This window comes from Aquitalea sp. (genome assembly GCF_030150775.1).
Taxonomy (GTDB): Bacteria; Pseudomonadota; Gammaproteobacteria; order Burkholderiales; family Chromobacteriaceae; genus Aquitalea; species Aquitalea denitrificans.
On sequence record NZ_JASLFG010000013.1, the window covers coordinates 196,987 to 213,587 of the forward strand.

Sequence of the window (16,601 nt, forward strand, 5' to 3'; positions counted from 1 at the left end):
GAGACACCGCAGTGGTGTTTCCATGAGTCGTATCCTAGCCCTGCCCAATCTGGCCGTCTGTGAGTGCTATGTAAGGTCATGTAACGCTACGTACAGTATTAGCGGCGCGTGACGGTCAGCACCTGATACACGCCACCGAACAGCGTTTCCTTGTGCCAGTCAAACGCCTCGGCATCACTGGCATAACTGGAAATTTCATTGCGCCACAGCGCCTCGGCAAATGGTTCCAGCACCCGGTTGACCCACTTGAGCAACCAGCCTACCGGCTGCCAGGGTGCAGGCTTGTGATAGTCGACAAAAACCGCCCTGCCGCCGGCTTGCAACTGGGAAAGCATGTTGTCGACAATGCGATGCTTGAGATCGTCCGGCACCTCATGCAGTAAAAAGAAGCTGCAAATGAGATCTGCCGGTTGTTCCAGCGGGTAGCTGGCGGCATCGGCCCGTACTACCCGTGCCTGTGGATAAGCAGCCAGCTTGCGTGCACCGTGCTCTACCTGCACCGGTGTAATGTCAGTCAGAATGAACTCGCCATGCTTGCGCACCTTGGCAGCGGCCTTCTGTACCAGATCGCCATATACATGGGCCACTTGCCACACGCGCATGCCGGGACGGATTTGCTGCAAGTAGCGCTGCATCAAGCGCTGGTCATTGAGAAAAAGCAGTGTGCTGACGACCAGATTACGGTCCAGCAGCGCGGCACGGCGCGGATTGACGTAGGCCCAATCGTAGACTTCGGTCATGTAGTCCGGCACCCCTTCGTAATAGGGGTTGCACGGCAGCGGTGGGTGGTTGCGGCTCATGATGGCACCTTGATCTTAGCTATTCATCAATGAAGTTTAGCAAATGCTAATATTATTTCATTTGAGCTAGGCCAAGCTTTGCCCTGTTCCCGCCAGCTTGTTGTTTGCCAATGCAAAACGGCCCTGTAAGGGCCGTTGTTTCGGGTTGCAACAGCTTAGTCTGTCAGGGTGAGCACCACCGGGGTGTGGTCGGACGGACGCTCCCACTTGCGTGGCGTCTTGTCGATGATGCAGGTGCTGGCGCGTACTTGCAGTGCGGGGGTGATCAGGATGTGATCAATGCGCACGCCCTTGTTGCGACGGAACATCATGGCGCGGTAATCCCACCAGCTGTACTGCTTGTCCTCCTGATTGAACAGACGGAAGCTATCCGCCAGCCCCAGTCCAATCAACCCGCGAAAGGCCTCGCGCTCCGGCGTGCTGCACAGCACCTGTTCATGCCAGCTTTCCGGGTCGTACACATCGCGGTCTTCCGGGGCGATATTGTAGTCGCCCAGCAGCGCCAGTTGCGGGTGACGCGTCAGCTCATCGGCCACGTAGGCATGCAGCTTGCCCAGCCATTCCAGCTTGTACGGGTACTTCGGAGAATCAACGGCCTCGCCATTGACGAAGTAGCCACAGATCACCCGCACGCCGTTAACCGTGGCGGCAATCACCCGGCGTTGCGGATCGTCGTAACCGGGAATGCCCAGTACCACATCGTCCAGCTGCAATGGTGCGCGGACCAGGATGGCCACACCATTGTAAGTCTTTTGACCGAACCAGGCGGCACGGTAGCCGGCAGCTTCGATATCGGCCAGCGGGAACACATCCTGATCCATCTTCAGTTCCTGCAGGCAAAGCACATCGACCGGGCTCTGCGTGAGCCATTCCACGACCTGCGGCAGACGAACCTTGAGTGAGTTGACGTTCCAGGTGGCTAATTGCATTTCTTGGTTCTCGCTTGCATATCACCGCAGCCGCCCTTATCCGACGGCTGCGTCTTATTCGGAAATCACCCTTACTGGCGACAGGGCGCAAACATGTCCAGTTGCTTGTTGTAGACGCTGGTATGCACACCCAGCAAGCCCAGCAGCGAATGGAAGAGATTGTCATGCGAGTAAGGCTCTGCCTTACGCCCTTCCAGGCAACGCTGGTTCAGCCCGACTTCCTGCTGGAAGCTGTCGGAGAACCACATCATGGCACCGATATGCTTTTGTGCTTCCGGCGCAAACAGATAGGGCGTGCCATGCAGGTACATGCCGTTTTCACCCAGCGACTCACCATGGTCGGACATGTACAGCATGCCGGTGTTATAGCGTTGCTGGTTGGCACGCAGGAAGTCGATGATGCCGGAGAGCACGGTATCGGTATAGAGGATGGAGTTATCAAAACCATTGATGATCTGTTCGCGCGGGCAGCGTGAGAGTTCACTGGTCTGGCATACTGGTTTGAACTGCTCCAGGGCCGGCGGGTAACGCTTGTAGTAGGCCGGGCCATGACTACCCATCTGGTGCAGTACCAGCACCACATCGCGGTCGGACTGGTCAATCAGCTGCTGGGCATTCTTGATCAGGATCTGATCCCAGCACTCACCGGTACTGCACAGCTTGTCGTCCTTGCTGGTGGTGACATCTTCCAGCGTCACCCGGTTGCACACGTCCTTGCAGCCAGACTGGTTGTCTCGCCATATCACGTTATAACCGGCACGTTTGAGTACATCCAGCACGTTTTCCTGTCGTGCCGCCTTGTCACCACTGTAATTGGCACGCCCGATATTGGAGAACATGCACGGTACTGAGACCGCCGTTTCCGTTCCGCAGGAATGCACATTGGGCAGATTGATCAAACCGCTCTGCGCCGACAGTTTGGGATTGGTGTTGCGCGGGTAGCCGTTGAGCGAGAAGTGATCGGCCCGGGCGGTTTCACCAACAACCAGCACAAAAACAGTCTTGCGCTTGTGCTGACTCCAGGCAGCATCACGCTTGGCATCCTCACCCAGCGGGCTGATTACCACCGGGCCGCTGAAATAATGGTCCTGGATATAACCATTGGTAGCCTGCAAGTAATTGAAAGGGGTCAGGTAATGGCGCAGCTGGCGGTTGTTACGGAACAGTGAGGCAAAGTCCTGATAGGCGGCAAAGGCAATGCCCACCAGCACGGCGGCTGAAATCAGCACGGTCAGCAGACGCACACCACCTTCTTTCAGCGGGCTACGCCACTGGATCTGCCGACGGAACACCCACCAGGCTGGCAGCAGCCCAAGCACAACAACAAACAGCGCCATCTTGCCAGTCAGCAGATCACGTACTTCCTTGTGATCGGTCTGAACCGCGTTCTGCACCATGTGCACATCGATCATCACCCCGTACTGGTTCATGAAATAGCTGATGAAAGAGCTGATCAGCAGCAACAGGGCGATAAGCGGCTTGCCAATATAAGGCCAGTTGAACAACGACAGCACCAGATTGTAAAACGCAGTCACCAGCAGGAAGGACTCCAGCAACAACTTGATGCCCTGAGCATCCAGCGGACCGACAATGCGCAGCATCTCGTGCCAGAACGGGAAGTTGTAAAACAGAACCAGCACGAGCGACACCAGCAGGATCAGGCGCTCTGGCCGGATGGAACGGTTGAAAACCATTTTGTCCTCATCAACAAGGGACGGATGCGCAGGGGCATCCCGCCCGGCAATGAAACCGGCCGCAGTGTTGGTCGCTGCGGCCGCATGTAATCGGTGATACCACCATCTACGGTCAGCGCATGCATCTGCTTGCTGCACTCAGAACATGGCGGAAAATCGACGCCATCTTACCCGATTAATTTCGCGGAAATATGGCAATTCTGTGCCGATTTATTACAAACAGCAGGCTGGCAGAAAAATCGGTAGGCCACCAAACAGGAAACACTGCAGATTGCACCGCCCCACCCTGCAGGCCAGGCAAATAAACAACATCATATTTGATCAAATTTGCCACATAACAGGATGCTGGCTAGAATGGCTTCGTGTTCATCACTGGTAGACCAAAATTGTCCAGACAATCCAAACCCCTGCATTCCCAGCAACATCCCCTCTGCCCGACCAAGAATCCTCACCGCTCTACCCTGCGCCCTTTCAGCGATGCCTTTACCCTGCGCACTCCGGGCTTTGCCCAGCGCCATCGCCTAGGCCAGACTGACAAGACGGAAAACGGCTCCGGCAACTGATTTTAGTGAAATGGCGATTCCCGTCTGATGGCAGCCCGCCGTGCAAGCCACCATCGGCAAGAATCCCGGAGACGTCATCTCACTGAAAGCACCAAACAACACCGCCAGCAGGCGGTGTTTTCATTTGCCGTTGCCCTTGGACAAAAAAATACCCCCAAGGGGGATTGGGGGCAGGAAAAGACACAATATCGATGTCCTTGGGGGCAGGGATAAGCGTCTGGCTCGCTTGCTGCTCTTGGAGATAACCCGTTGAGCAAAGATTAGAGCCAGCCCCCATCAGGGGAGTTCCCTCCCCCGCGTAAATATTTGTCTACGTTTCAGACCGCCTCTTCCACCATGCCCGAATGACGCAACAGCGCGTCAATCTGCGGGTCGCGGCCACGGAAGGCACGGAAGGATTCCAGCGCCGAGCGGCTGCCCCCGACCGCAAGTACCTCATCCCAGAAGCGCTTGCCAGTCGCCGCATTGGCACCACCCGCCTCTTCGAAAGCGGCATAGGCATCAGCCGACAGCACTTCCGCCCACTTGTAGCTGTAGTAACCCGCCGAATACCCACCGGCAAAGATATGGCTGAAGCTGTTGGGGAAGCGGTTGTAAGACGGCGGGAAGTTCACCGCCACTTCCTGGCGCACGGTATCGAGCAGCGCCAGCCAGTCGCCGGTGCTGGCATCAAAATCGGTGTACAGCAGCATGTCGAACAAGGAAAACTCCAGCTGGCGCACCGTCATCATGCCGCTCTGGAAGTTCTTGGCGGCCAGCATCTTGTCGAACAGCGCACGCGGCAGGGTTTCGCCGGTTTCGGCATGGGCAGTCATGCCTTGCAGCACGTCCCATTCCCAGCAGAAGTTTTCCATGAACTGACTGGGCAGCTCCACCGCATCCCATTCCACGCCATTGATGCCGGAAACACCCAGCTCCTCCACCTGCGTCAGCATGTGGTGCAGGCCGTGACCAAACTCGTGGAACAGGGTGATCACTTCGTCGTGGGTGAACAGCGCCGGCTTGTCGCCCACCGGGCGGGTAAAGTTGCAGGTGAGGTAGGCCACCGGAGTTTGCATGGTGTCGCCCTTCTTGCGGCGACCACGGGCGTCGTCCATCCAGGCACCGGGGCGCTTGCCCTCGCGTGAGTACAGATCAAAGTAGAAGCTGCCTACCAGCTGGCCATCCTTGATGATGTCGTAGAAACGGACATCATCGTGCCATACCGGGGCGCTGCTATCGCGCACTTCCACGCCATACAGGGTGTTGACCACGCCGAACAGACCAGGCAGCACCTTGCTTTCCGGGAAGTACTGCTTCACTTCCTGCTCGGAGAAGGCATAGCGCGCTACGCGCAGTTTTTCTGCCGCATAGGCAATGTCCCAGGCTTGCAGGTCGGAGAAGCCCAGCTCTTTGCTGGCAAAGGCTTCCAGCTCGGCACGGTCTTTCACCGCAAACGGCTTGGCGCGAGCGGCCAGATCACGCAGGAAGGCAATCACTTGTGCCGGGCTTTCCGCCATCTTGGTGTACAAGGACAGTTCGGCAAAATTGGCAAATCCCAGTAGCTGGGCTTCTTCGCGGGTGAGCTGCAGTTTTTCGCGGATGATTTCGGTATTGTCGTGCTCGGGCAGGCCAAACTCGGACGCACGCTTCACATAAGCGTCGTACAGCTTCTGGCGCAGCGCGCGGTTGTGCGCGTACTGCATTACCGGGAAGTAAAACGGGAACTGCAGGGTGATCTTGTAACCGGTTTTTTCATCGGCCTGGGCCGCAGCGGCAAACAGGGCCAACGCGTCTTCCGGCACGCCGTCCAGCTCGGCGGCATCTTCCAGATACAGGCTGAAGGCGTCGGTGGCGTCCATCACGTTCTGCTCGAAGCGGGCGGACAACTCGGCCAGACGGCTCTGAATGGCGGCATAGCGCTGGCGCTGTGCTTCCGGCAGCTCGGCACCGGACAGGCGGAAATCGCGCAGATCGTTCTGGATGATTTTCTGGCGTGCGGCATTGTAGCTGGCATAGGCCGGGCTGGCTTCAATGGCCTTGAATTGGCCGAGCAAGGCCAGGTTCTGTCCCAGTTCGGTCCAGAATTCGGAAATCGGCGCAATATTGGCATTGTAGGCATCGCGCAGTTGCGGGGTATTCACCACGGCATTCAGATGCCCCACCACGCCCCAGGCGCGCGACAGGCGCTCGGTGGTATCGGTCAGCGGGTCGACAAAGTTTTCCCAGCTCGGACTATCCACATGGGCGGTCAGTTGCGCCACGGTCTGACGGGCTTCGGCCAACAACTGTTCGATGGCCGGGCTGATGTGCTCGGGACGAATTTCGGCAAAACGTGGCAGGCCGGTAAAGTCGAGGAGCGGATTGAGGCTCATTGTTCACTTCCTGTGGCAATTGGCAGCCGCGGGCGTGGCACGGTGCCGATATGGAAACAGGCGGTCGCCAACAAACAGGCTACCGCCATTGCTATATGATAGGGAATCTTGAACCTGTTAGATGAGGACGTTCTGATGAATCGCAATATCCGCCCCTACGATGGCAGCGCACCGCAGATTGCCGACTCCTGCTATATCGATCCGGCCGCCGTGGTGATTGGTGATGTCACGCTGGCGGACAATGCATCGGTTTGGCCATTTGCCGTGATCCGCGGCGACGTCAATGCCATTCATATTGGTGAAGGCAGCAATATCCAGGACTTTGCCATGCTGCACGTTACCCACAAGCGCGATAGCGACCCCATCGGCGCACCGCTGCACATTGGCAAGCATGTCACCATCGGCCATCACGTCACGCTGCACGGCTGTACCATTGGCGATGAAGTGCTGGTAGGCATTGGCAGTATCATTCTGGACCGCGCCATCATTGAAGACCGGGTGCTGATTGGCGCCGGCAGTCTGGTGCCGCCGGGCAAGCGGCTGGAGTCGGGTTATCTGTACCTGGGCAATCCGGTAAAACAGGCCCGCAAGCTGACCGAACAGGAGTTGGCCTACTTCAAGTATTCCGCCGAGCACTATATTCGCGTGGCCAACAAGCACAAACCGAATCTGGAATGAATTCCCGCAGGAGATAAAGCCATGCCGCCACGGTTGCGTAATGCCAAAGAGAGTGACGCAGCAGCCATTGCCGCGCTGATGTTGCCCGAAAGCAGCAGCCAGGGCGGTAGCCTGCATGGCGATTTCCCGGTGGAAAAAATCAGCCACTGGCTGACACAGGCCTTGGCCGACGGCATGCCGGTGCTGCTGGCGGAAGACGCCGCCGGCCTGCTGGGCGTGCTGTTTACCAGCAGCAGCCGGCATCTGGACAGCCCGGTGGCGGTGCAAATGGCCAGGCTGCATCATGCCACCGGGCCATTCTATTTCTATGGCCCGGTTTGCCTTGCCCCACGGGCACGTGGCCAGGGCTTGCTGAGCGCCATGTGGCAGCAGCTACAACAGCAACTGCCCGGCCAACAGGCGGTGCTGTTCATTCATGCCGACAACCAGGCCTCGCTCAAAGCCCACACACGGCTGGGCATGGTGGTGGAAACCCCATTCGACCTCGATGGCCAGCCGTGTTTGCTACTTAGCAGCCGCTGAGCAGGTACTGGATGGCTAGCCCCTGTTAGCCCTGTCTTCAGGGCGAGCATCCATCACGGCATCAATCGACTCCATATCCGGCATTTTTAATGCTGCCGTGCCACCACGCAGCAACAGGCTGGCCAGATATACGGCACCAATAAGTAACATCAAACCGACATAGATCCAGGGCTTGATAAAGGATGCGTCGCGGAAGATGGCCAGCTCAAACACCAGCCACAGCAAGGCCAATGCCAGCACTGGCACCTCAAACACCCCCAGTGAGAAACCCTGCGTTGCCGGCAGGCTGTGGCGCTTGAACGCATACATCAACACACAGACCGCATAGATCATGGCAGGCAGCAGTGTTGCTGCCGAAAACAGGGTGAACAGCGCATCGGTATCACCGGAGAATACCGCCAAAATGACTTGCCCTACCAAGGCCACGCCGAGGGTCGCATTGAGTGGCGTATGCAAGCGGGGATGGATGGTACGGAAATAGTGCCAGCCGGGAAAACGTTGATCACGCGACATGGCCCACACCAGTCGGGTCGCGCTCAGCAAAATCACCAGCCCACAAGAATAAATGGATATCACCACCATGATCAGCAGCGCTTTGCCGATATAGCCGCCCAGTATCCGGGTAACCACATCCGCAATCGGAGTGGCTGATACCGGCCCCTGCGGATCGCCCAGCAAAGCAGTCACCGCAATCAGGAACAGCATGCCGATCAGACCCAGCGACAGCACGGCCTGCCACATGGCCCGCGGAATCACACGCGCCGGGTCGTGGGTTTCCTCGGCCAGATTGGCGGCTGACTCAAAGCCGACAATGGTGAAGGCCCCCATCAAAGTCCCCATTACCCAAGGGCCAACTGCCGTCATGCCGCCCAAGGAAAAATAGCCGGTAGCGGCAATATTGCCGGTACTGAACAGATTGGCGTAATGCATCTGCCCGGAAAAATGCCCAACGCCAAACAGCAAAATGATCAGGCCTATCATGCCGATCAATTGCACCATCACGGCATGGGCATTGAAACCTTGGGTCACTTTGGTGGACAGGGCGATCATGCCAGCCTGCGCAAAGATCAAGCAGGCGGTGATCCACCATGCATTTTCTACCGAACCGGTATAGCCCAGCAGCACCGGCAATACCGTGGCGGGGATGGTGTAATCCACCGCGCATAGGACAATGGCCAGAAAGGTAAAGCTGATCCAGCCCATGATCCAGCCAAACACCGGATTGCCAAGGCGCGATGCCCATTGATAGACATAACCGGTGACGGGGATGCGTGCCGCCAGCGCACCCAATACCAGGGCCACCATCAACTGGCCGAACACCACAATCGGCCAAGTCCAGATTCCCATCGGTCCGGAAGTGCTCAACATGGCCCCATAAGCAGAAAAGATGCCGGTGGCAATCGACACAAAACCAAAGGCCACCGCAAACGATTGAAACGGCGTGATATTGCGTTGCAAGGCAGGTGCTGCGATGAGGTCTTTACTGGCAATCAAGTCCGGGTTAGCCATGGTCACTCCTTATGGTCGGTATATGGCAAGCGGTGTTTCAGGTGGTGATACCAAACGCACGGCAGCGCAGGCGCAGATGTTTAAGAGCCGCTAACAAAAAACCTGCCGCGGCGTTGCGCCTGCTTGGCGTACCGCTTGTACTGTCGGCAGCGGCGCGCCTTGCCCCAGGAACGCTGCGCGCTTGTTAGCCGCGCGCAACAAGTTGGCTACGCCATGCGCCTGCGCGGTGGATGGCTTCAGCAAATACCGCATGATCGTGTTGCGAAACCAAGCGGCCGGGTTCATGAGTGGTGATGGCACCGGCCATGCGACTAATATCCAGCCCGCACAAGCTGGCAAGGCCTAGCGCGCTAAGCTCGTACATGGAGGGGACGCTGATGGTTTTTTGGCAGGCCGAGGCAAGGAAGCGGGCAAAATAGCGGCTTTGCGACAGCCCGCCATCAATGGAAATGCTGGTGCCAAGCGGCAAGGACATGGCTGCGGTTGCCACCAGTTTGGCGGTCAGCATGGCAATGCCTTCCAGCACGGCACGGATCATGTCGCGCCGCTCGGTGGCATGGTCCATACCAATGAATAGTGGTGCCGCATGGCGGTCCCAATACGGGGCTGCCAAGCCGGACAAGGCAGGTACAAATACGATGCCACGGCTGATGGCGGTGGGGCCTTCAAACTGGTCCAACTCTTCCAGTGCCGAGTAAAGGCCAATCCGGCGCGCCCATTCCAGGGCGGCACCTGCGTCATATACCCCCCCTTCAATGGCATAGCAGGCGGCTTCATCCTGTTTCTTCCAGGCGATGGTGGGTAGCAGATCTGCCGGCTTCAGGCGTTGCGCCCCGGTCAGTGCCAGAAAGAATGCCCCGGTGCCGAAGGTAATCTTGCCATCGCCACGCTGGCGGCATTGATGGCCGTACAGTGCCGCCTGCTGGTCCACAATGGATACCCTGACCGGTATGCCCTGAATAGCGCCAAAACCAGCATCGACCGCGCGAATTTCCGGCAGGCAATGGATGGGTACGCCGTGCAAGGCGCACAAGTCGGCACTCCATTGCCCACTTTCAATATCCAGCAGTCCGGTACGCGATGCAGTGGCCCAATCGGTGGCGAAGGTGCCGCACAGTCGGTCCAGAAAAAACGCATCGGTCGTGCCCAGCCGCAGACGGCCCTGTTCCAGGGCGGCGGCCACCGCCGGGATATTGCGGATCATCCAGGCCAGTTTGCTGGCGGAAAAGTAGGGATCCAGCGGCAAGCCACTGATGCGCTTGGAGCGCAGTTCCGCCGCCTCGCCCATCTGCGCCAGGGCGGTTGCGGTACGGGCATCCTGCCAGACCAGTACTGGCGACAAGGGCTGCCTGGTTTGCGCATCCCACGCCAGACAACTTTCACCCTGATTGCAAATGGCAATTGCATCAACCGGGCCGGCACTTTCCAGCAAGGCAATGATATTGCGTAGCAGCTCTTCCGGGTCATGCTCAACCCAGCCCGCCTGTGGATGATAACGGGCATGACGACGGGCCCCGGCCAGCGCGCACTGGCCGGCATCGTCAACCAGTAAGCAGCGGGTGGAGGTGGTTCCCTGATCAATGGCAGCGATACGCATTATTGAATCTCCTGGCAATGAAATTCGATGGTCTTGGCATGGCTTGCCTGATGAGGAATCGGCACCAGAATCCGCCGCTCCGGTAACCATTGCCCCTGTTTCTGCCAAACTGCCACGCCATCAAGCTGCAGACTGATCACCCCGCGAACCGGCCTGCTAACGCGCAACTGGAAGCTGGAAAATGCAGGCTGGCCAAGAAAGCCAGGCCGTATGAGACCGGGAACCACCAGTTTGATTGGTGGCGCATAGCGAACCTGTACGCCCGCGATTGCGACAGGGGGGCCAAGCAGATCTTGCGCCACCGCATGGCCAACCGCCCGGCCTTCACGAAAGGCCCAGCCACCGGTTTCGATGCCGCGCAAAACATTGCCTGCGGCAAAATGGCGGGGATTATCCAAGCGCCCGTCTTGGTCAATCAGCGCACCGGCACCGCCCTGCGGCACACCGTCATCCATGTTCTGCAACAGCGCGGTTTCGGGAACAAACTGGCCGGTGAACAGCACGCCGTCACACGCCAGCGTGCGCACTGAGCCTCCGGTCTGCAGCATCACCACCTCTACTCTGCCCTGCCCCAAAATTTCCACTAGCCGGGTTTGCGCATGGAAGGGAATGCGCGTCACATAAGGCAGCCAGCGCATGGGCACACGGGCAATGGCACCCGCGCCTTCTTCAATGACAGCCACCGGTCGGGCGCCGTGTGACAAACAGGTCAGGATGGCAGACATCGACACCAGCTCCGAACCCACAATCAGGGGCCGCTGAAAGGGCATCAGGCCATGAAATGCAACATACGCCTGCAGCGCACCGGTAGTGAGGACGCCAATGGGCCTATCCCCGGACACCAAGCGTGCCGCACGCGGCTGTTCGCGGGCTCCTGTCGCGGTAATGATGCGCCGGGCATACAGCGTCTCCACCCCCAAGGGAGAGCTGACCAGCACGCCATCCTCGCCCTCAAAGCGAACCACGGAATGCTGCGTACGCACCTCCACACCCGCCTGGCGCGCATCCGCCTCCAAGCGGCGGCCATAGGCATGGCCAAGGTAGATCCGGCGATATTCCCGCATACCAAATGGCGAGTGGCTGCAATGGCGGGTGGCCCCACCCAGCTCGGCTTCGCGCTCCAGCACCACCACCTTAGCCACCCCTTGTTGACGCAGGGCCAGCGCGGCGGCCACGCCTGCGGGGCCGCCACCGATAATCAGCACATCAATCTGCGGCGCAGTCATTGCTCCCCCTTGGCCGTGACAGCCAAGTCGACCGCCAGCTTGCCTTGGGTCATTGCCGCCAGCGTGGCATTGCAATAAAAACCCTGGCAGCGCCCCATGCCGGCACGGGTACGCCGGCGCAGACCGCCAAAATCCCCCGGCGGCAACGGGCTGGTCATGCTAAGTGCAATCTCGCGCTTGGTTACCAGCTCACAGTGACACACCATCTCGCCGTGATTCGGGCGTTGCCAGTCCCGCTCATACCCTTCCGCCAAATTGGGCATGGCAAACCAGGGGATATCCACCGGCGGGCTGAAAGGCTCAGACTCAAACTGCTGGTAGAGTGTGACGGCATGCTGCGCCAGGCCCAGCGCAGCACTCAGGCCGGTGGAGCGGATTCCCCCCAGTGTGATGGCCCGCTGCGCGGGGCGACTGAATATGCGATAGGCTTTCTGCTCGGTAGCAGGACGCAGACCGGCATAGACCGCAGTCACCGGCATACCTTGCAGCGCAGGGAGAATCTCCGCGCCGCGGCGGATCAGGCCCGCCAAGGTGTCCTGCTCCACCGTGGCACGCTGACGCGCATCCTGCTCCTCTGCAGTAGGCCCGATCAGCACATTGCCAAACACCGTGGGGCATACCACCACGCCCTTTGTCGTTTCGGTGGGGACTGGCAGGATGATGCTGCGCACATGGCGCACAGCCGCCTTGTCCAGCACCACAAACTGCCCTTTGCGTGGTTTGATCTGGAATGCCACCGGCAAGCCCAGGCGACGATCCACTTCATCACCATATAAACCGGCGCAGTTAATCAGCGCGCGGGCCTCTACTGTCTGTGTACCGGTCTGCAAAGACCATGTATTGCCAGCAAACTCACCACGCAGCACTTCGCTATTGCGCATGACCGTGGCCCCCAGCTTGATGGCTTGTGTCACATACGCCAGCGGCGCGGACCAGGGGTCAATGATGGCCTCCCCCGGCACCGCCAAGGCGGCACACAGACGCGATGACAAGCCCGGCTGCAGGGTTCTGGCTTGTGCGGCGGACAGCCGGGCCAGATCGGTCACGCCATTGTGCAAACCGGCAGCATGAATCTGCTCCAGCTTGCTGGCTTCCTCCTCGCTCCAGGCGCAGACAAGGGCTCCGGTTTGAATCAGTGGCAGGTTCAGTTTTTCATGGATGGCCAGATATTCAGCACGGCCAGCCTGTATCAGTTGCCACTCCACGCTATTGGGCGGAGCATCAAAGCCGGTATGCAAAATGGCGCTGTTAGCCTTGGAAGCGCCAGACAAAATATCGGCACCGCTTTCCATCAACACCACCTTGGCCCCAAGCAAGGCAAATCGGCGGGCAACCGCACAGCCCACGACACCCGCGCCGATGATGGCAACGTCAAACATAGGCCTTCCTTTTCAGTCAAACACAATGACCGTACGGTCAAAAAAACATGAATAAACAATATTTAATGACTGAAAAATCCACAATATGACTAATTGACAGGGAAAGTCCCGCAATCAGCCATCAATGCAACGCAAAGAGGAAAACATGGGATGCGCACACTCCGCGCTCGGCCAAGGCCAGCACAGCCCGTATTTGGCACCCCGAAGGCAAACAGCGGCGATATAGTGCGCATGGAATGCGAATAAGCCAGAATGGACAGACATTTCCCTTGGATTCCCTGCTTCAAACCCAGGCATGTCGCATGAAAATCACCGGACCACACAAACCCCAACAGCGCCAGGAAGCCATTCTTGACTTGGTGCGAGAGCACAAAAAGATTAGTGTGGAACGTCTGTCAGTCCTGACAGCTGCCTCACGCGAAACAATACGACGGGATCTGACCGTCTTGGCCAATCATGGCTTGCTCAAGAAATACCATGGCGGAGCAATGAGTTCGGATGAGCCGGTTGAGCATGATTTTCGTCAGCGCCGCATGCAGCATGCCGAGGAAAAACAGCGCATTGCGCGCCTGGCGGCCAGCCTGTTCAAAGCCGGTGATTCCCTGCTGATTGATACGGGCACCACCACATTGGCCCTGGCACACGAACTGGCCCGCAAGCAGCACCTGACCATCATCACCAATTCTCTGGCCATCGCCCAGCTCATTGGGCGGGGCGATCGCAGCAACAAAGTGTTCCTGATTGGTGGCGAATACCTGGCCGACGCCTCGGAAAGCGTCGGCGGCCTGGCCATCACACAAATTCAGCAGTTCAATACCACCGATGTCGTGCTAACGGTTGGTGCCATCGACGAAAACGGGGTAATGGACTTTTCCCTAGCCGAGGCAGATATCGCCAAAGCCATGATTGCCCAGGCCCGGCGGCTCACCGTGCTTGCCGACGCCAGCAAATTCGGTGCTACCGCCTTGTTCCGGGTTTGCGGGCTGGAGAACATCCACCGACTGGTCGTGAATCATCGCCCGAACGAAACACTCTCCCATGCCTTGCAGCGAGCCAATGTCGAGGTACACATTGCAGATTAAGAGCGGCTAAGCAGAGCCTGAAGTCCCTAGTAGAAGGCGCACTGGCACAGACTGGCGCTAGCTGAGCGCAACCAGGCCTGATTGACGTTGGCAGTGGGATAAAACTGCAATCGCCTTACTCAACGCCACAGCAGGCTGTTGTCAGCGCTGACAAGCCGTAACACGGTTTGCACATGAACGTCATCACACTGCTGCGGCCAAGCATTCGCTTGCCGTCATTGCGCGCCATTAGCAAGGCAGGCCAATCTGCCCCCACCATTCTTTAGACAAGGCCGGTCGGTAAAACTGGCTGAGTGGACATTGCTGATGCAAATGTCTGGCCGTGTAATGCCCGATCTATAGCCCCCAGCGACCGGTCACCACGGCATGCAAGCATCTGAAAATCAACTGCAGCAAGAAACACTGCCAGGCAAGCCCCGCTGGCCGCGCTATGTGATGTTGATCCTCGCCTGCACCTTGCTCTCAACGCTGATCAGCACCTACACCACGGCAGTCAGCACAGCAAAAACTGCCCCTCTGACCGGCTTCTGGCTCAAGGCTGCCGCGCCCGGTTTCATGCTTTCCTGCTTCTGGACACTGTTGCGCTACAGCTTCTGGCTGCTGGCAGGCTGGGTTGTTGATCACCGCAATGCCTTGCATCTCGCCGCGTATCACCAGGAAGAACAGCGCCGCAAAGCGCGACTTTTTATCCCGCATATCGCCTTGCTTGGACCGGCCTGCATGCACGCGGCAGATCGCCAGATTCTGCTCCGGCAACAAAGGGCAAAACCGGTGCCATTCTGCAGCTTGTTACAGGTGCCGCAATGCGAGTCCGCGGCACCGCCCTATCTGGCTGAGCCGGAATCCATAACCGAAGCAGACGGCCAGCAGGATACAGACGCGGCCATGTGGAACGCTTATGCGGCTGACGACGAGGCAGTTGCCGATGATGAAACCAGCGAAGAAATCGGCATCCTGCTAGCGGACGATGCAGCATCATCCGACATGACATCCGATGAGGAAGAACAGGAACAACGCCTTCCCGCTGCCCAATACCTCCCCGCCCAACTGGCCACGATGCTGGCGGAGTGGCCGCGACCGGTGTTGAACCCATCGGTCCCCGTTTCCTGGAGTGGCAGCGAAGACGCGTGGCTACGCTTTCGACAACATGCCAGCGAACTGGGCATCTTTTTGACTGCACATCCTCAGCGCTTGCACAGCCCCGAGGACATTGATCAGGTGATTGACGCACTCTACGCCCGGCAACACGCCAGCTATCACCTGCTGGCAGGCATCGCCACGCCTGCGGCCAGCTTCGGCGCAAGCAATAGCCCCCCGGCCGCCGAAGCCGCCTTTGCCATGCTGGCAAGCCATGCCGGTACAGGTGCCAGCCTGTCCCGACCGGTGCTGTTCAGCACACCAGAACATCTGGCGTTGGCACAGCGCAATGCTGCACTGGCCAATCCGCCCGCCTCCTTTTTCAGCCTGAACCGTGACAGCCCGGATGCGCTATCCGCAGCAGGCTGGCAAATCGACGCCGTGGAACATGAACCTTACTGGGGCAATCCCGGTGCCTTGGGCTGCTGGATCATGGCTGCAATGGCAGTGGAAGCCGCGATGCTGCGGCAGCAAGCGGTTGGCTGGTATGGCCAACAGGAAAATCAGCACTGGGCTGGCATGGCATTGCCGCCCGAATCGACCACAACAGGAGCCAACACATGAGATTTGTCATTCGCCTCGGCTGTCGTATCACCGGACGCGGTGAAGTCGTGGAAGGTATGGTCGATGGGCCGACACTACTTGGAATTCCCGTGTCCTTCATCGGCGCCAGGGTGCGCTGCGATATCTGTGGCACAACCGGCGTCATTGCGATGGCCGGGCCACGCGGCACCCTGGGACAAAACAATATCAAGGGAAAAACCCTGGCGCTCAACGATGACCTCGTGCTGTGCCGCTGCCCTGACCACCCGCGCCTGATCCACGATTGTGAAGAATGGCGTGTCGCCGTCTGACCTGCCTCAAGAGCCTACGTCCATGCAAAATCCTTATCAGCTAGTCTTCCCGCCCCGATTCCAACTAGCGCCATCAGTCCATGCGTTTCATATTGAAGAAGCGCTGGATACGCCCTACCAACTCATCGTGTCGGTGACGATGGCAGAGCGTGATCTGGCCTTGGCCCGCCTGATTGGCCAGCCGGTTACCTTCACCATCACACCGCAATCGACGGCACCACCGCTGGCGATTCCCGGCCTGTCCCCACTCCCGACCGGCCAGGAAGGACAACGCAGC

At 58.6% G+C, this 16,601-nt stretch carries 14 protein-coding genes; 6 read left to right on the forward strand and 8 right to left on the reverse strand.

Annotation, left to right across the window (positions count from 1 at the left end):
- Positions 1-98 precede the first annotated feature (98 nt).
- From rquA to QVF59_RS05075, 4 genes are all read right to left on the reverse strand, one after another.
- Positions 99-800, reverse strand: coding sequence for a rhodoquinone biosynthesis methyltransferase RquA (gene rquA, locus QVF59_RS05060; protein WP_287877755.1), 702 nt, complete (start codon positions 798-800; stop codon positions 99-101).
- 155 nt (positions 801-955) lie between these two features.
- Positions 956-1,729 carry an exodeoxyribonuclease III gene (gene xth, locus QVF59_RS05065; RefSeq protein WP_287877757.1) on the reverse strand — a complete coding sequence of 258 codons (774 nt, stop codon included), beginning with the start codon at positions 1,727-1,729 and terminating at the stop codon, positions 956-958.
- 71 nt (positions 1,730-1,800) lie between these two features.
- Positions 1,801-3,423, reverse strand: coding sequence for a phosphoethanolamine transferase (locus tag QVF59_RS05070; protein WP_159874820.1), 1,623 nt, complete (start codon positions 3,421-3,423; stop codon positions 1,801-1,803).
- Positions 3,424-4,303: 880 nt separating this feature from the next.
- Positions 4,304-6,340 (reverse strand): M3 family metallopeptidase, encoded by a 2,037-nt coding sequence (locus QVF59_RS05075; protein ID WP_287877759.1) that lies wholly within the window; start codon positions 6,338-6,340, stop codon positions 4,304-4,306.
- Between the two features lie 135 nt (positions 6,341-6,475).
- Between QVF59_RS05075 and QVF59_RS05080 the strand changes: the two genes are divergently transcribed.
- Both QVF59_RS05080 and QVF59_RS05085 read left to right on the forward strand, forming a co-directional pair.
- On the forward strand, positions 6,476-7,018 hold the full coding sequence (locus tag QVF59_RS05080; RefSeq protein WP_287877761.1) for a gamma carbonic anhydrase family protein: 543 nt from the start codon (positions 6,476-6,478) through the stop codon (positions 7,016-7,018).
- Positions 7,019-7,039: 21 nt separating this feature from the next.
- Entirely contained in the window at positions 7,040-7,540 is a 501-nt protein-coding gene (locus QVF59_RS05085) for a GNAT family N-acetyltransferase (protein ID WP_287877763.1), read from the forward strand.
- A 15-nt stretch (positions 7,541-7,555) separates the two neighbouring features.
- Here QVF59_RS05085 and QVF59_RS05090 read toward each other — a convergent pair whose 3' ends face one another.
- The 4 genes from QVF59_RS05090 to QVF59_RS05105 form a co-directional block, all read right to left on the reverse strand.
- Positions 7,556-9,049 (reverse strand): amino acid permease, encoded by a 1,494-nt coding sequence (locus QVF59_RS05090; protein WP_287877765.1) that lies wholly within the window; start codon positions 9,047-9,049, stop codon positions 7,556-7,558.
- Positions 9,050-9,233: 184 nt separating this feature from the next.
- Positions 9,234-10,646 carry an FGGY family carbohydrate kinase gene (locus QVF59_RS05095; RefSeq protein ID WP_287877767.1) on the reverse strand — a complete coding sequence of 471 codons (1,413 nt, stop codon included), beginning with the start codon at positions 10,644-10,646 and terminating at the stop codon, positions 9,234-9,236.
- On the reverse strand, positions 10,646-11,872 hold the full coding sequence (locus QVF59_RS05100; RefSeq protein ID WP_287877769.1) for an FAD-dependent oxidoreductase: 1,227 nt from the start codon (positions 11,870-11,872) through the stop codon (positions 10,646-10,648). Before QVF59_RS05100 ends, QVF59_RS05095 begins: the two co-directional genes overlap by 1 nt.
- A complete protein-coding gene (locus tag QVF59_RS05105) occupies positions 11,869-13,251 on the reverse strand; it encodes an NAD(P)/FAD-dependent oxidoreductase (RefSeq protein ID WP_287877770.1) in 1,383 nt (460 codons plus the stop codon). The genes QVF59_RS05100 and QVF59_RS05105 overlap by 4 nt, the downstream gene beginning before the upstream one ends.
- 302 nt (positions 13,252-13,553) lie before the next feature.
- Here QVF59_RS05105 and QVF59_RS05110 point away from each other — a divergent pair, with 302 nt between their 5' ends.
- The 4 genes from QVF59_RS05110 to QVF59_RS05125 all read left to right on the forward strand — a co-directional run.
- Positions 13,554-14,333: a DeoR/GlpR family DNA-binding transcription regulator gene (locus QVF59_RS05110; RefSeq protein ID WP_287877771.1), complete on the forward strand. Its 780-nt coding sequence runs from the start codon at positions 13,554-13,556 to the stop codon at positions 14,331-14,333.
- A gap of 366 nt (positions 14,334-14,699) precedes the next feature.
- A complete protein-coding gene (locus QVF59_RS05115) occupies positions 14,700-16,034 on the forward strand; it encodes a hypothetical protein (protein WP_287877773.1) in 1,335 nt (444 codons plus the stop codon).
- Positions 16,031-16,324 (forward strand): PAAR domain-containing protein, encoded by a 294-nt coding sequence (locus QVF59_RS05120; RefSeq protein ID WP_159874809.1) that lies wholly within the window; start codon positions 16,031-16,033, stop codon positions 16,322-16,324. The genes QVF59_RS05115 and QVF59_RS05120 overlap by 4 nt, the downstream gene beginning before the upstream one ends.
- A 22-nt stretch (positions 16,325-16,346) precedes the next feature.
- A partial coding sequence (locus tag QVF59_RS05125) for a hypothetical protein (protein WP_287877774.1) occupies positions 16,347-16,601 on the forward strand: 255 nt, incomplete at its 3' end.

Coding starts and splice junctions, on each gene's coding strand:
- rquA (WP_287877755.1), bottom strand. CDS start 800: ATGAGCCGCAACCACCCACCGCTGCCGTGCAACCCCTATTACGAAGGG.
- xth (WP_287877757.1), bottom strand. CDS start 1,729: ATGCAATTAGCCACCTGGAACGTCAACTCACTCAAGGTTCGTCTGCCG.
- QVF59_RS05070 (WP_159874820.1), bottom strand. CDS start 3,423: ATGGTTTTCAACCGTTCCATCCGGCCAGAGCGCCTGATCCTGCTGGTG.
- QVF59_RS05075 (WP_287877759.1), bottom strand. CDS start 6,340: ATGAGCCTCAATCCGCTCCTCGACTTTACCGGCCTGCCACGTTTTGCC.
- QVF59_RS05080 (WP_287877761.1), top strand. CDS start 6,476: ATGAATCGCAATATCCGCCCCTACGATGGCAGCGCACCGCAGATTGCC.
- QVF59_RS05085 (WP_287877763.1), top strand. CDS start 7,040: ATGCCGCCACGGTTGCGTAATGCCAAAGAGAGTGACGCAGCAGCCATT.
- QVF59_RS05090 (WP_287877765.1), bottom strand. CDS start 9,049: ATGGCTAACCCGGACTTGATTGCCAGTAAAGACCTCATCGCAGCACCT.
- QVF59_RS05095 (WP_287877767.1), bottom strand. CDS start 10,646: ATGCGTATCGCTGCCATTGATCAGGGAACCACCTCCACCCGCTGCTTA.
- QVF59_RS05100 (WP_287877769.1), bottom strand. CDS start 11,872: ATGACTGCGCCGCAGATTGATGTGCTGATTATCGGTGGCGGCCCCGCA.
- QVF59_RS05105 (WP_287877770.1), bottom strand. CDS start 13,251: ATGTTTGACGTTGCCATCATCGGCGCGGGTGTCGTGGGCTGTGCGGTT.
- QVF59_RS05110 (WP_287877771.1), top strand. CDS start 13,554: ATGAAAATCACCGGACCACACAAACCCCAACAGCGCCAGGAAGCCATT.
- QVF59_RS05115 (WP_287877773.1), top strand. CDS start 14,700: ATGCAAGCATCTGAAAATCAACTGCAGCAAGAAACACTGCCAGGCAAG.
- QVF59_RS05120 (WP_159874809.1), top strand. CDS start 16,031: ATGAGATTTGTCATTCGCCTCGGCTGTCGTATCACCGGACGCGGTGAA.